Genomic DNA, 14,899 nt, shown 5'->3' with positions numbered 1-14,899 from the left:
AGACGGGCCGCCGTCAACAATTCGAGACTGGGACGAGAGGCGGGATCCGCCCATATGGTGTTCTTCGCTTTATCCTGCCGCATCGCGGCACCTTGCCGGGAGCGGCGACGCGGCTGATGCAGCAGTTCCGGGGCACATGAGCTGTTCCGTCCCGACATCTGGTGGACCTGATTGACGATGGATATGTCTGGCGCTGAGGTCCGGATCTTGCAGATATGGTCACTGGGCATGAGGCGCTTGCGCCCCTTAACCTATAACGCGTTGATCAGCAGCTGCCCCGCCCCTGCCGCCGATAAGGCAGCTTTACCGCAAGGGTCTTTCGGCGTCGGCCGGGGGGCCGATTTGCGGGCGCGGCACAATCCAGGTCCGGCGATGGAAGCGGTCTTCGGACCCGGACAGATCGCGATGATGGCCCGGACCAGGAGCGCGCCCTGGCCCGGTTTGCGCGAATGCCTTACCGCCCGGTGATCATCGCAGCGGCTTTCTCGGCCACCATCATCACCGGCGCATTGATATTGCCCGAGGTGATATTGGGGAAGACCGAGGCATCGACGACCCGAAGCCCGCGAATGCCATGCACCCGAAGATCGGCATCGACCACCGATGTCGCCGGATCCGGCCCCATCGCGCAGCTGCCGCAAAGATGGTAGATGGATCCCCCCTCTTCGCGCAGATGGGTCAGCATCGCCTCATCACTGTCGCATCCGGGGCCGGGCGTCACTTCCTCCACCGTGATCGCCCGCAGCGCCGGGGCCTGCATGAACTGACGGATGAGCCGGCTGGCCTCGATCACCTCCTGGCAATCGCGCCCGGTTGACAGATAATTCGGCCGGATCAGCGGTGCGGCCAGCGGATCGGCCGAGGCCAGTGAGATGCGCCCCCGGCTGTCTGGGCGGCAGGAATTGAAGGCGAGCAGAAAGCCCGGATAGGGCTCCGGCTCCAGCTTTGCCTTCGTGCTGGCCGGAATGCGGTAGGACATCGGGTTGAAATAAAGCTGGATATTCGGCGCATCTCCCGCAGAGGCGGTGCGAAAGAACCCGCCCGCCTGATTGACGCTGAGCGCAAGCGGGCCTTTGCGGGTCAGCACATAGCGCATCCCCGCCCAGAGCTTGCCCCACCAGGGCCGCAGCTCGTCATTCAGCGTCGGCACATTCGCGCGGTAATAGTAACTTGCGCAAAGATGGTCTTGGAGACCTCCGCCCACCGCCGGCAGCGCCGCTTTGACCTGGATCCCGTGCTGCGCCAGCTCTGCCGGATCGCCGATCCCCGACAGCATCAGGAGTTTCGGAGACCCGACCGCACCGGCCGAGAGGATCACCTCGCGCGCAGCGCTCAGCGTTTCGGTCACGCCATTCGCGCGGATCTCGACCCCGGTCGCGCGCCCGCTGTCATCGATCACAATGCGGGTGACATCCACCTTCAGGCGCAGCGTCAGATTGGCCCGTTTCAGAGCCGGTGTCAGATAGGTTTTCGAACTGGATTGCCGCCTGCCCCTGCCGATATTCGTCTCATAGATCCCGGCGCCTTCAAACTCTGCGCCATTGAAATCGTCGCTGACCGGCAGCTGCATTTCCCGCGCGGCCTCGATAAACCGGTCACAGATCGGATGGGTCTGACCCTTCATCGGCGTGATACCGACCGGGCCGCTGGCGCCATGCCATTCGGTCTCGCCGAGCGGATGGTTTTCCAGCTTTCTGAACCAGGGCAGCACATCATCATAGCCCCAGCCCGGATTGCCCGCATCGCGCCAGTCATCGAAATCACGCCTTTGCCCGCGCACCCAGATCATCGCATTGATGGAACCGGATCCGCCCTGGACCTTTCCGCGCGGTGTATAGATCCGGCGCCCGGCCATGCCTGGTTCGGGCTCGGACGAATAAATCCAGTTGGTTTCGGGGTTGAAATAGTTCCGCGCATAGCCCGCCGGCATGTCGAACCAGAAAGAGCGGTCAGAGCCGCCTGCTTCCAGAAGCAGCACACGGGTGGCCGGGTCTTCGCTCAGCCGCGCGGCCAGGATCGATCCCGCCGAACCGGCACCAATGATGATGTAATCGTAGGACATGAGCGTCAGGCCTTTGCGGGCGGTTCTTTCCAGGATGTGTCGGATTGCGCCTTGAAATCATGCGGGGCGTCCCACATCGACAGGTGCAGGCGCTTGTCGGTATAGGGGGAATGCGCCTCGATCACCTCACGGTTCAGGGTGATGCCAAGGCCGGGCTTCTCCGACGGGATGATCCAGCCGTCAGACCAGGTGAGCCCTTCCTCCAGCACCTCGGCATGGAAGCCGTCCCAGCGGCGGATGCTTTCCTGTACAAGGAAATTCGGCGTTGCGGTGGCAAGCTGCACAGAGGCCGCGGCGCCGACCGGGCCGTTATAAAGATGCGGTGCGATCTGGGCGTAATGGACCTCGGCCAGTGCCGCGACCTTCTTGCCTTCCAGAATGCCGCCGACACGACCCAGATTCATCTGCAGGATCGACGCGCCATTGTTGCGCAAAAGATCGTGGAATTCGTATTTCGTGGTCAGTCGCTCACCGGCGGCAATCGGGATCGTGGTCTGACCGGCGACACGGCCCATGGCCTCGCTCTGCCCTGGCGGCACCGGTTCTTCGAACCACAGGGGATCATATTGCTCCAGCCGCCGCGCCAGCCGGATCGCGCCGGAAACCGTCATCTGGCCATGCGTCCCGAACAACAGATCGCAACGGTTCCCCACCGCCTCGCGGATGCGGCGGCAGAAGGTTTCCGAACGGTCCATGTCTTCCAGAGACAGCTGATGACCGCCCATCACCGTATACGGCCCGGCGGGGTCGAATTTCAGCGCCGTGAAGCCCTGTTCCATATATTCCAGCGCGCAATCGACGCTGAGTTCGATATTGCTGTAATCGTGATCGCCCTTTGCGTTTTTCGGGTAAAGATAGCTGTAAGAGCGCAGCTTTTCATGCACCCGCCCGCCGATCAGCTCATAGACCGGCTTGCCCGCCGCCTTGCCGATAATATCCCAGCAGGCCATTTCCAGCCCCGAGACAATGCCCATCATCGTCAGATCGGGGCGCTGCGTGAACCCGCTGGAATAGGCCCGGCGGAAGAATTTCTCGACGTGATGCGGGTCTTCGCCGTCCAGCAGACGGTCAAACACATCCTGGATCGCGGGCACCATCACCTTGGGGTGGAAGGTTGCGGCATAGACCTCGCCGACGCCTTCGATCCCGTCATCCGTCTTCAGCGTGACGAAAATCCAGTACATGCCGCCGATATGGGGCGGCGGTACGGCGACGATATCGGTTTTAACGGATACGAGTTTCATAAGCCGCTCCTCACCAGCTCTGGATCACAAGGCGGGTCTGGGTGAAATCCAGCATCCCGTGTTTGCCGTCATCCCCGCCAAGGCCCGAGCGTTTCCAGCCCGAATGGTAGCCCTGATAGGGGTCTGCGGGGGTGCGGTTGATATAGACCTCGCCCGCTTCGATATTGTTCGCAACCATCATCGCCTTGCGGTAATTCTCGGTATAAATGACCGAGGACAGGCCGAACTGGTGGTCATTGGCCATCGCGAGCGCATCTTCGGTCGTCTGATAGCGCAGCACCGGCAGGACAGGGCCGAAGACTTCTTCCTGCACGATCTCCATCTCCTGGCGGCAATTTGTCAGCAGCGTGGGCGGGTAGAACCAGCCGGGGCCGTCGGGGATGAAGCCGCCGCATTCCAGTTGCGCCCCGTCATCAATGGCGCGGCTGACCATCTGATGGATGTTCACGCGCGAATTCTGGTTGATCAGCGGGCCCATCACCGAAGGCTCGCGCATCCGGTCGCCGAATTTGCGTGCCGCCATATGGCCGCGCAGCAGATCAACAAACTGATCATGCACGCTGTCCTGCACATAGACCCGCTCGATCGCGGTGCAGAGCTGGCCGCAATGGGTGGTGCGCGACGCGACCACCGCCGCAGCCGCCTTCTCCAGGTCGGCATCTGCCTCGATGATCGCAGGCGTCTTGCCGCCAAGCTCCAGCGAGGATTTCGCGATATTGACCTGGCTGTATTCCAGCACCTTGCGGCCCGCACCGACGCTGCCGGTCAGCGTGATCATGCCGACCCGAGGATGGGTGCAGACCGTCTGCGCCACCTGATGCGTCATCGCGATGATATTGATTGCGCCCGCCGGAAAGCCGCAATCTTTCACCGCCCGCGCCACTTCCAGCGCCGAAGAGGGCGTGTTGTTCGAAGGCCGCGCCACCACGGTATTTCCCGCAATCAGCGCCGGGGCGATTTTGCGCATCAGCGTATAAATCGGGTAGTTGAACGGGATCAGCGCCGCGACGACACCAATCGGTTCGCGCTGCAAAAGCAGGTTCTCATCAGGGCTGTCCGAAGGGATGATTTCCCCCTCGATCCGCCGCGCCCATTCGGCATGGTAGCGCGTCAGCTCGGCCGCGTAAAAGACCTCACCCGTCGCATCCTCAAGGCTTTTTCCGGATTCCAGCGCCAAAACCGCGCCGATCCGGTCCTTGCGTGCCACCAGCATATCGGCCAGCGCCCGCAGGTGCCCGGCCCGCTCGACCGAGGTCAGGCGGCGCCAGCCGCGCTGCGCATGGGCCGCCGCCTCTACGCCTGCCCGCGCTTCGGCGGCGGTGGCGGCGGTGACATGCGCGATCTGCTGACCGGTGGCCGGGTTCAGCACTGCGATCAGCTCTTCGCCATCCGATGTCAGGAAGTCATTATTGACGAAGTTGCGGTCGATCCGCATGGCGTCCTCCGGTGCGATTTCGGCCAGGACCAGAGGGCAGACACGCCTTGCTGTCAATTATTTTCCATATTGGGAATTAATATTCCACATATGGAAAATATTATGGCATCTCCTCAGCACCCTTGCAGGAGCAGCGCATGTCCGGCACAGCCAGACCCGATCCCACCAAAACCGCCGCCCCGGCGATTGATGGCGCGGTTGAGATCCTAGAAGTGCTCTCGGCCTCGCCCTGGCCTCTGCAGCTTTCCGATATCTGCGAAAAGACCGGGCTGGCCCAGGCCACGGTGCACCGCATCCTCAATTCCATGCTCAGCCACCGGATGGTCGCGCTCGCCCCCGGGCGGCGCAAAACCTATGTCCCCGGCTCGCGGCTGTTCCAGCTTGCCTCAGCGGTGTTCGCCCGCCAGCCTTTCGTGCCGCATTTCTACCCCATCGCCGAGATCCTGAAGAACGAGATCCAGCGCTCGATCTTTCTCAGCCTGCCGATCGGCAATCAGGTGGTGATCCTTGCGCGGCTGGATGCGCCGGCCAGCACGGCCTTCAATGCCTATGTCGGGCGCACCATGCCGATGCATCTTTCGGCCTCGGGTAAGGCGATCCTGGCCGCCCGCCCGCTGGAAGATCAGCTCACCTATCTGCGCGACGAGGGCCTTGCCGCGCCCGACATGGCGGCCGGACTGCCGGCGCTGGCCCAGGATCTGCAACGTTCGGCCCGCCTCGGCTATGCCGTCAGCCTCAACGAGATCCAGCTTGATGTCGGCTGTGTCGCCGCACCCGTGGTGAACGGGCGCGGTGAGCCGGTTGCCGCGATCAGCGCCTGCTTCACCGGCGAGGCGCTGTCGCTGCAAAGCGCGCGGGTCTATTCGAAAAACGTCGTCCAGGCGGCGCGCCAGCTTTCCTCGCATATCCTCTGAGCTGAAATCCCGCTTTTTCTCCAAGTCATGACTTTTTGGAATGACCCCGGCGGAATAGTCGTTTGTTCACTGTCGCGAAATCGACTTTCCTGAGCGCCATCGTGGGGGAGAGCCCGATTCATGGTCAGCGGACGGAACACACGCGTCGAGCGTGACAGTATTGGTATGCTTGATGTCAGCCTGGACGCCGTTTTCGGCATCCAGACCGAACGCGCTGTACGGCTTTACCCGCTGGAAGGGCAAAAGCGCTTTGCTGATTACCCTGCCCTTCTGAACGCGATGCTGATGGTCAAAAAGGCCGCAGCGCGGGTCAATATCGACACCAGCGCGATTGAGCCCGCGATGGGTGAGGCGCTGATCGATGCAGCCTCGGACCTGTTGACCACCCCACGCCCCGAGGCGTTTCCGGTCCATGCCTTCCATGGCGGCGGCGGGATTTCCTTCAATATGAACCTCAATGAGGTACTCGCCAATCTGGCGAACAAGGCCGGGTTTGGCGCGGAATATGGCTCTTACGCGCCGATCCACCCGAATGACCACGCCAATCTCAACCATTCGACGGCAGATTGCCTCTCCACCGGCTGCCACATCGCGGCGCGGGTGGCTTTTGCGGGCCTGGCGGCTGAGATCGAAGGCCTGGCTGCTGATCTCGACCGGCTGGGCGCCGACTGGGCGCCGTTGCGCAAACTGGCGCGGACCTGCCTGCAGGATGCGGTTGATATCGGTTTTGCCGATTACCTTGGCGGCGTCTCCGCCTCGCTGCGCTTTAATCTCGAGCGCGCCACCCGTGACGCAGATGCGCTGCGCGAGGTGTCCATCGGTGGCAATATCATCGGGAGGTCGGAAGATTGCGAACCCGCCTTTTTTGCCGCAATCCTGCCCGCCCTTAATGCCGCGCTTGAGGCGGCGGGACTGCCCGCCGGTCTCGCCCACACCGACAATCTTTTCGCCGCAAGCCAGGCACATGACCGGCTGCTGGCGCTTGGTGCCTCGCTTGATCAGCTGGCACGGACCCTGATCCGTTTCGCAAAAGACCTGCGGCTGATGGGTTCCGGCCCGCATGGCGGCCTTGGAGAAATCCGGCTGCCGGCGATGCAGCCGGGATCCTCTGCAATCCCCGGCAAGGTCAATCCGACCATCCCGGAATTCATGGTGCAATGCGGCATGATCGCGGTCGGTCATGCGGCGGCGATGGCGATGACCCAGGATCATGGCGAGATGGATTACAACCCCTGGGAAGCGGTGGTGATCGTGAGCCTTCTCGAAATGATCGGGGTGCTGGAAAGCGGTGTCGCGACGCTGCGGCGCAACTGCGTGCAGGGCCTGCAGCCCGATGCAGCCCGCAACCAGGACCTCTCGACCAGCCTGCTGCCCTCGCTGATCCGGCTGAAACAGCTGAAAGGCTACAGCTATTCGGCCCAGGTCGCGAAAGATGCCGCCGGTGACGTTGATTTCGTGCGCCGCAAGGTGGCCGAAGCCGAACCCCGCTGAGCGCGCCCCGTACACCCTACAGTTTCCCCAAACAGACCTCCTCTGTGGAAGACGACAATGACAGATGAATTGCTCGATACCGATCTTGACTGGGCCAAATCCTGGCTCAAAGAGAGCAAGAAACAGTATATAAATGGTGAATGGGTTGCCGGAAACGGTGCCGCCTGGGGGGTGAAAAACCCGGCGACCGGGGAAACCCTCTGCCAGATCGCACTGGCCGATGCCGGTCAGATCGAGACCGCCGCCGAGGCCGCCAACCGCTGCCACCAGTCGGACGTCTGGAGCCGCAAGACCTCGCGCAAGGCGCGCGCCGATCAGCTTATCGCGATTGCGCGGCTGATCCGCGAGAATGTGAAACATCTCGCGCTGCTGGAGAGCCTTGCCAATGGCAAGACCTATCTCGAGGCCGTCAATGACGACATCTATACCTGCGCCGAGATTTTTGAATATTACGCCGGCTGGACAGATAAATTCTACGGCGAGGTCTCGCCGGTCGAAGATGGCTTCCTGAATTTCACCACCAAAGAACCGGTTGGTGTCTGCGCCCTGATCGCGCCCTGGAATTACCCGCTCTACCAGGCCAGCCTGAAGATCGCCCCCGCGCTGGCGATGGGCAATACGGTGGTGATGAAGCCCTCGGAATATACGCCGCTCGCGACGCTGCATCTCTTCGAGCTGATCGACCGGGAGCTGGATCTTCCCAAAGGCCTTCTGAACCTGGTGCTCTGCGATGGCGCGGCCGCCAATCAGCTGACGCTGAGCCGCAATGTCCATAAAGTGTCCTTCACCGGCTCGACCGGCGTCGGGCGCCGTATCGTGGCGAATTCGGGGGCGTCAAACCTCAAGGGCGTCACGCTGGAACTGGGTGGCAAATCGCCCTGTATCTTCTTTGAGGATACGCTGAATCTGGATGCCGCGATTGACCGCGCCTTCTATGTGATGTTCTCGCAAAAAGGCGAGAAATGTTCCGAGCCGACCCGCTTCCTGATCCAGAAGGGCATCTATGACTATGTGCTCGAAAAGCTGATCGCAAAGGCCGAAGCGGTCAAATGCGGCGACCCGCTGCTGGCTTTGACCGAACAGGGCGCGCAGTGCAACGAGGCGCAGTTCAAACGCATCATGGATTATATCGAGATTGGCAAGACCGAGGCCGAGCTGGTCGCGGGCGGCACCGCCGATACCACCGGCAGCAATGCCAAAGGTCTGTTTGTCCGTCCGACGATCTTCTCGAATGTGCCCGATACTGCCCGTATCGCGCAGGAAGAGATCTTCGGCCCGGTCCTGTCCTGCACCCCGTTCGAGACCGCTGACGAGGCCGTTCGCATCGCCAATGGCACCAGCTATGGCCTCGCGGCCGGCGTCTATACCGGCAATGTAAACCTCGCCCACCGCATGGCCGAGCGTCTCGATGCCGGCATGGTCTTTGTGAACCGCTATGGCTGCTACGGCCTCTCGGCCCCCTTCGGCGGCTTCAAGGAAAGCGGCTGGGGCAAGGAAATGGCGATCCATTCGCTGTCTTCCTACACGAAAACCAAAGGCACCTGGATCCATTTCGGCGGCTGACCCCGCCTGCAAGCAACACCCTCTTCGAGAGACTGAAGACCATGCAATATACCCGTCTTGGCCAATCCGGCCTGAAAGTATCGCGCCTCTGCCTCGGCACGATGAATATGGGCTCGAAATCCTGGAAGCCCTGGATTTTTGATGAGACCGAATCCGAGCCGATCATCGGCCATGCGCTCGACAATGGCGTTAACTTCATCGACCTCGCCGATTTCTATTCGGCAGGCGCGGGCGAGGAAGTCGTCTGCAATGTGCTGCGCAAACTGGCGAAGCGCGATGAGCTGGTGATCACCACCAAGCTTGGCTATCAGATCGGTGCCGGCGCGAACAATGGCGGCCATTCCCGCAAGCATGTGTTCGATGCGCTGCATGGCTCGCTCACCCGGATGAAGACCGATTATGTCGACATCTATATGTTGCATTACTTCGATACCGAGACCCCGATCGAAGAAACCATGGAAGCGATGAACGACATCGTGCGTGCCGGCAAAGCCCGCTATATCGGCGTCTCGACGATGTTCACCTGGCAATTCGCCAAAATCCTCGCGGTCTGCGAAAAACATGGCTGGGCGAAGCCGATCAATATGCAACTGCAGCTGAACGCCGCCTACCGCGAGGAAGAGCGCGAGATGCTGCCCTTCTGCGTGGATCAGGGCGTGGGCGTCTCGGTCTTCAGCCCGCTCGCGCGGGGCATCCTTTCCAGCGATATGAATTCGGTCCGCAACAAGACCGACTTCTTCACCGCCGAGATGTATAACGATGCCGCCTCGCGCGATGTCGCGATGTCGGTCGCGCGTGTGGCCGAGGCCCGCGGCCTCAGCCCGGCGCAGATCGCCCAGGCCTGGGTGCTCAGGAAACCCGAGGTCTCCTCGATGCTGGTCGGCGCCGATACAAGGGCGCAGTTCGATTCAGCACTGGCGGCGCTGACCACCGAGCTTGATGCCGATGAAGTTTATGAGATTGAGCGCAATTACACGCCCTGTGACGTGATTAACGATTACACCGCTGGCAAGCGCATTCCGCGTGCGCCGCGCCCGGCCGCCGGTCGCTTCGCGCTGGAGGCCGTGGCCTGAGCCCCTTGCCGGAGCGGCGGCAACGCCGCTCCGGCGCTAAAATACATTACTTCTGACAGGGAGAATAAGGATGAATGAATTCAGAACGCTGAACGGCAAGCCGCTGCACCCGGAAGCCCGCGCCATGCAAAGCCGTTTTGCGGCGGGGCAGATTGACCGTCGCGGCTTCCTGCGTGGCATGGCATGGCTGGGTGTCGCTGTCGGGGCCGCAGGTGCAGCACCCGGGATGCTGCGCGCTGAAGAAACGCCGAAATCCGGCGGCACGCTGCGCTTTGCCTGTCAGATCCAGGAAATCACCGATCCGATGATGGCGACCTGGATCGAATCCTCGAACCTTTTGCGCAACTGCCTCGAATTCCTGACCTTTGTCGACGCAGACAACATCACCCATCCCTATCTCGCGAAAAGCTGGTCGGCCTCGGACGATCTGACCGTCTGGGATTTCGATCTCGACGAGCGCGCCAAATGGTCGAATGGCGATCAGTTCGGCCCGGAAGATGTGATCTTCAACATCGAACGCTGGATCGCGCCGGACTCGCAGAGCTCGAACAAGAGCGCGTTTGAGGCGATCACAAAGGTCGAAAAGACCGGCGATCATTCGGTGCGCATCACGCTGTCGCGCCCCATCGCCTCGCTGCCGGAACAGCTTTACTCCCATACATGCGCCATCGCGCATCGTGGTTTCACCGGCAACTGGCCGGCTGATCCGGTCGGAACCGGCCCCTTCTCCCTGGTCAGCCATGAGGTCGGCCGTCAGGCGATCTTCAAAAAGCGCGAAGATTACTGGGGCACGCCGGCCTATCTGGACGAGGTGCATTACATCGACCTCGGCGCGGATATCACCACCCATCTGGCCGCGCTGTCCAGCGGTCAGGTCGACGTGCTCTACCGCGCGACGATTGCCGAATATGACCTGATGCAATCGCTGCCGAATATCCAGATCCTGGCCGGCAAAGCGGCCCATACTCTGGCGATCCGGATGCAGGTTGACCAGAAACCCTTCGACGATATCCGCGTGCGCAAAGCCGTGCAGCTGGCGGCCGACAATGGCCAGATGCTGGCGATTGCCTATCGGGGCGAGGGTGATCTGGGGGCGAATTACCATGTCTCGCCGGTTCAGGCCGATTACGCACCTGTCGACCCCATCGCCCGCGATGTGGCGGCGGCAAAGGCGCTGCTGGCCGAGGCCGGCTATCCGGATGGCATCGATATCGAGCTGACGCTGGGCAATACCCAGGGCAAATGGGAGCAGGATACCGCTCAGGTCTTGCAACAGAACCTCGCCGAGGCTGGCATCCGGCTGAAGCTGAACGTTCTGCCCGCCTCGCAATACTGGCCGATCTGGGACAAGGTGCCCTTCGGCGTCACCTATTGGGCGCATCGCCCGCTGGGCACGATGACGCTGGATCTGGCCTATCGTTCGGGCGGGGCCTGGAATGAAAGCCATTACGCCAACCCGGCCTTTGACGAGGCGCTGAACAAGGCGATGTCGCTGGTTGACCCGGACGCCCGCCGCGAGGCGATGGCCGTGGTCGAAACCATCCTGCGCGATGACGCTGTGATGGTGCAGCCCTATTGGCCGAACCGTTTCTCGGCTGCGGCGCAGAATGTGCGCGGCTTCGTGCTGCATCCGTCGGACTTCTTCCGTATGGATGGCGTCTGGCTGGCCTGATCGCCAGGCAAAACCGGGGTCGGGCCATCGCGCCCGGCCCCCTTTCGCGCTTCGGCGCGGTTCAACCAAAAGGGGGGTGTCTGGTGTCACTGGGCAGATTTCTGATCCGAAAGACCGCGATCGCGATCGCCACCATGGTGGCGGTCTCGTTCCTGATCTTTCTCGCACTCGAAGTGAATATCGAGGAAGTCGCCGTCAAGGTGCTGGGGCAGTATTCCACCGCCGAACAGCGTGCGGCCTGGCTGTTGCAAAACGGCTATAACGAACCGTTCCTGATCCGCTATCTCCGCTGGCTGGCGAATTTTGTCACCGGCGACTGGGGGCAGTCGACCTATTACCGCGCACCGGTGATGGATATGGTGATGCCGCGCCTTGGCGCCTCAGCACTTCTTGCCGGCGGCGCGCTCCTTGTAATCATCGTATTCGGGCTTGGCCTTGGAATCCTCGCGGGGATGCGGCCCGGCACCGTGCTCGACCGGGTGATTTCGGTGTTTTCCGTCATCACCACCTCGATCCCGGATTTCGCCTCGGCGGTGTTTCTGTCGGGGATCTTCGTCTTCTGGCTGGGGCTGCTCCCCGGGGCCAGCACGATGATTACCGGATTCTCCTTCCGCGAGCTGATCCTGCCGGTCTCGGTTCTGGGCCTGTATTCGATGGGTTATCTGGCCCGCGTCACCCGCGCCTCGATGGCTGATGTGATGTCGACCCATTATATCCGCACCGCGCGGCTCAAGGGCGCAAGCCTGTCGCGCATCGTGCTGCGCCATGCGCTCCGCAATGCGCTGATCACGCCCGTGACCGTCATCATGCTGCAACTTCCCTGGCTCCTTTCCGGCGTGATCGTTGTCGAGGTGTTCTACGCCTATAAGGGCTTTGGCACCCTCCTCTATGACGCCGCGCTGAACCAGGACATCTATCTGATCGAAGCCTGCGCGATGATTTCGGTCCTCGTCGTCGTTCTGAGCCAGATCCTTTCCGACCTGCTCTATGGCTGGCTGAACCCCCGTATCGAGCTGGGAGCAAAAGCATGAAGGCGCTGACCCCTTACCTGCAAAAGCCGCTGGTTCTGATCGGTGGATTCCTCGCATTCGGCTGGCTGCTGGTCGCCATCCTGGCGCCGGTCCTCGCGCCCTATAACCCGCTGCAAACACTGCAGCCGCTGGTCAAACCGCTAAGCACCGGCACCAATGGCGAATATTTCCTTCTGGGCACCGACATGCTCGGCCGTGATATTCTTTCGCGACTGATCTGGGGCGCACAGACCGTGGTGATCTATGCCACGCTTGCCACCCTGACCGCCTATATCCTGGGCCTGAGCTTTGGCCTGATCGCGGGCTATGTCGGCGGGCGCACCGATGCGGTGCTGTGTTTCCTCGCCAATGTGATCCTCAGCTTCCCGGTGCTGGTGCTTTACATCGTGATCATCGTGGTGATCGGCGCCTCTCCGGTGAATATCGTGATCGCGGTGACCTTCAGCTCGGCCCCGGCGATCTTCCGCATCGTGCGCGCCATCACCATTGATGTCGCCAGCCGCGATTTCGTCAAAGCCGCGATCACGCAGGGTGAAAGCACCTGGCGCATCCTGTTTGTCGATATCCTGCCGAATACGACCGGGCCCCTCGCGGTCGATTTCTGCCTGCGGCTGGGCTATACCGCCATCACCATCGGCACGCTCGGCTTCCTCGGCCTCGGCCTGCCGCCCCCCACCCCTGACTGGGGCGGTATGGTGAATGAGGGCCGCGCCATGGCCATCGCCTTCCCGCATCTGGTGGTCTTCCCCTGTATCGCGATCTCGACCCTGACACTGGGCCTCAGCCTGCTGGCCGACGGGCTGCGCGAAGTGAATGATGCGAAGGAGCGCCAGGCATGAGCGACGCATTGCTTGATATCCGCAATCTCTCGGTCGCACTGCCGAAAGGTGCCGACCGGCCTTTCGCGGTCCAGGGCGTCACGCTGGATGTGAAACCGCGCGAGATCCTTTGCATTGTCGGCGAATCCGGCTCGGGAAAATCGGTGCTGACCGCAACCCTTATGGGGGCCGCGCCAAAGGGTCTTTCGGTCGCCGGCGGCGAGGCCCTGATGGCGGGCCAGGACCTGCTGACGCTATCGGAACGGCAATGGCAGAAGATCCGCGGCAAAGAGATCGGCATGATCTTTCAGGAGCCGATGGCGTCGCTGAACCCGGCCCTCACGGTGGCGAGCCAGATCGAAGAGGTTTTCATCCTCCATTCCGATATGTCTAAGGCGGATCGCGCCCGCGAGGCGCGGCGCCTGGTCGAGGCGATGCATCTGCCCGAACCCGACCGCATCCTGAAAAGCTACCCGCATCAGCTTTCGGGCGGGCAATGCCAGCGCGTGGTGATCGCGATGGCGCTGGCGATGAGCCCGAAACTGCTGATCGCCGATGAGCCGACCACAGCGCTGGATGTGACCACCCAGGCCCAGGTGCTGAAACTGATCCGTGAACTGCGCGACGTGCATGGTCATGGCATCATCTTCATCACCCATGACCTTGGCGTGGTGGCCGATATTGCCGACCGTATCGCGGTGATGCGGCGGGGCGAGGTGGTGGAACTTGGCACCGCCGAGCAGGTGCTGAAAAACCCGCAGCATGACTATACCAAAACCCTGATCGCCGCAGTTCCAAGCCTTGTACCCCATGACCGCCCTGCGCCCGAGGCCGCCAAACCGGCGCTGGAGGTTACGCAGCTGAACCACTCTTACGGCGCGAAACAGGTGCTGCATGACATTCAAATTTCCGTCGCCCCTGGCCGGGTGCTGTCGATCGTCGGTGAAAGCGGGTCGGGAAAATCGACCATTGCCAAGAACCTGATCCGGCTGATCGACCCGACTTCCGGCAAGATCGTGGTTGCGGGCGAGGATATTCTGGGAGCAAACGGCCCCGCCCTGCGCGGAATGCGCAAGCGGATCCAGATGATTTTCCAGGACCCGTTCGGGTCTTTGAACCCGCGCCGCCGGGTCGGGCCGATGATCGCCCGCGCCGCCGTGCTCTCGGGCGCCAGCCGCGCCGAAGCCGTCACCCGCGCGAAAGAACTGCTGGAGCTGGTAGGCCTGGAGCGCAGCGCCTATACCCGCAGACCGGCCGCCTTTTCCGGCGGGCAGCGGCAGCGGATCGGGATTGCCCGCGCGCTTGCGATGCAGCCCGATGTGCTGATCGCCGATGAAAGCGTCTCGGCGCTGGATGTCTCGGTCCAGGCCCAGGTGCTGGATCTGCTGGCCGAACTCCAAAAACGGCTGAAGCTTGCCGTGGTGTTCATCACCCATGACCTGCGTGTCGCCGCCCAGATCAGCGACGAGATCGTGGTCTTGAGCAAGGGCCATGTGGTCGAGCGCGGCCCGGCGAGCGAGGTCCTGACCCGACCACAGCATCCCTATACCCGCGAGCTGATCGCCGCCGCCCCCGGGCGCGACGCATTCTGAGGCC

The 14,899-nt window shown here is 62.1% G+C and carries 11 protein-coding genes; 8 read left to right on the top strand and 3 right to left on the bottom strand.

Annotated features, from left to right (window positions below; all coding sequences use genetic code 11):
- Positions 1-454 precede the first annotated feature (454 nt).
- Genes BLW25_RS16970 through aldA form a run of 3 tightly spaced genes read right to left on the bottom strand, consistent with a single transcriptional unit; the run spans position 455 to position 4,798 of the window.
- Entirely contained in the window at positions 455-2,062 is a 1,608-nt protein-coding gene (locus tag BLW25_RS16970) for a GMC family oxidoreductase (RefSeq protein ID WP_092902358.1), read from the bottom strand.
- Between the two features lie 5 nt (positions 2,063-2,067).
- Positions 2,068-3,306 (bottom strand): mandelate racemase/muconate lactonizing enzyme family protein, encoded by a 1,239-nt coding sequence (locus BLW25_RS16965; protein WP_092902356.1) that lies wholly within the window; start codon positions 3,304-3,306, stop codon positions 2,068-2,070.
- Between the two features lie 10 nt (positions 3,307-3,316).
- The gene (aldA, locus tag BLW25_RS16960) at positions 3,317-4,798 is read right to left on the bottom strand and encodes an aldehyde dehydrogenase (RefSeq protein WP_216279403.1); all 1,482 of its coding nucleotides are present in this window, start codon (positions 4,796-4,798) and stop codon (positions 3,317-3,319) included.
- 80 nt (positions 4,799-4,878) lie between these two features.
- On the opposite strand from aldA, the gene BLW25_RS16955 reads away from it, so the two are divergent.
- The 8 genes from BLW25_RS16955 to BLW25_RS16920 all read left to right on the top strand — a co-directional run bounded on the left by BLW25_RS16955 (position 4,879) and on the right by BLW25_RS16920 (position 14,895).
- Positions 4,879-5,655: an IclR family transcriptional regulator gene (locus BLW25_RS16955; RefSeq protein WP_092902352.1), complete on the top strand. Its 777-nt coding sequence runs from the start codon at positions 4,879-4,881 to the stop codon at positions 5,653-5,655.
- Between the two features lie 120 nt (positions 5,656-5,775).
- Positions 5,776-7,146, top strand: coding sequence for a lyase family protein (locus BLW25_RS16950; RefSeq protein ID WP_092902350.1), 1,371 nt, complete (start codon positions 5,776-5,778; stop codon positions 7,144-7,146).
- A 57-nt stretch (positions 7,147-7,203) separates the two neighbouring features.
- A complete protein-coding gene (locus BLW25_RS16945; protein ID WP_092902348.1) occupies positions 7,204-8,709 on the top strand; it encodes an aldehyde dehydrogenase family protein in 1,506 nt (501 codons plus the stop codon).
- Between the two features lie 41 nt (positions 8,710-8,750).
- Positions 8,751-9,782, top strand: coding sequence for an aldo/keto reductase (locus tag BLW25_RS16940; protein ID WP_092902346.1), 1,032 nt, complete (start codon positions 8,751-8,753; stop codon positions 9,780-9,782).
- Positions 9,783-9,852: 70 nt separating this feature from the next.
- Entirely contained in the window at positions 9,853-11,454 is a 1,602-nt protein-coding gene (locus BLW25_RS16935) for an ABC transporter substrate-binding protein (RefSeq protein ID WP_092902344.1), read from the top strand.
- An 83-nt stretch (positions 11,455-11,537) separates the two neighbouring features.
- On the top strand, positions 11,538-12,485 hold the full coding sequence (locus tag BLW25_RS16930; protein ID WP_216279402.1) for an ABC transporter permease: 948 nt from the start codon (positions 11,538-11,540) through the stop codon (positions 12,483-12,485).
- A complete protein-coding gene (locus BLW25_RS16925) occupies positions 12,482-13,324 on the top strand; it encodes an ABC transporter permease (RefSeq protein ID WP_092902342.1) in 843 nt (280 codons plus the stop codon). Before BLW25_RS16930 ends, BLW25_RS16925 begins: the two co-directional genes overlap by 4 nt.
- On the top strand, positions 13,321-14,895 hold the full coding sequence (locus BLW25_RS16920) for a dipeptide ABC transporter ATP-binding protein (RefSeq protein WP_092902340.1): 1,575 nt from the start codon (positions 13,321-13,323) through the stop codon (positions 14,893-14,895). The genes BLW25_RS16925 and BLW25_RS16920 overlap by 4 nt, the downstream gene beginning before the upstream one ends.
- Positions 14,896-14,899: the final 4 nt, after the last annotated feature.

The organism is Rhodobacter sp. 24-YEA-8 (genome assembly GCF_900105075.1).
GTDB lineage: Bacteria > Pseudomonadota > Alphaproteobacteria > Rhodobacterales > Rhodobacteraceae > Pseudogemmobacter.
The sequence above is the reverse complement of the archived record's forward strand: the minus strand, read 5'-3'. Positions and strand labels throughout refer to the sequence as shown.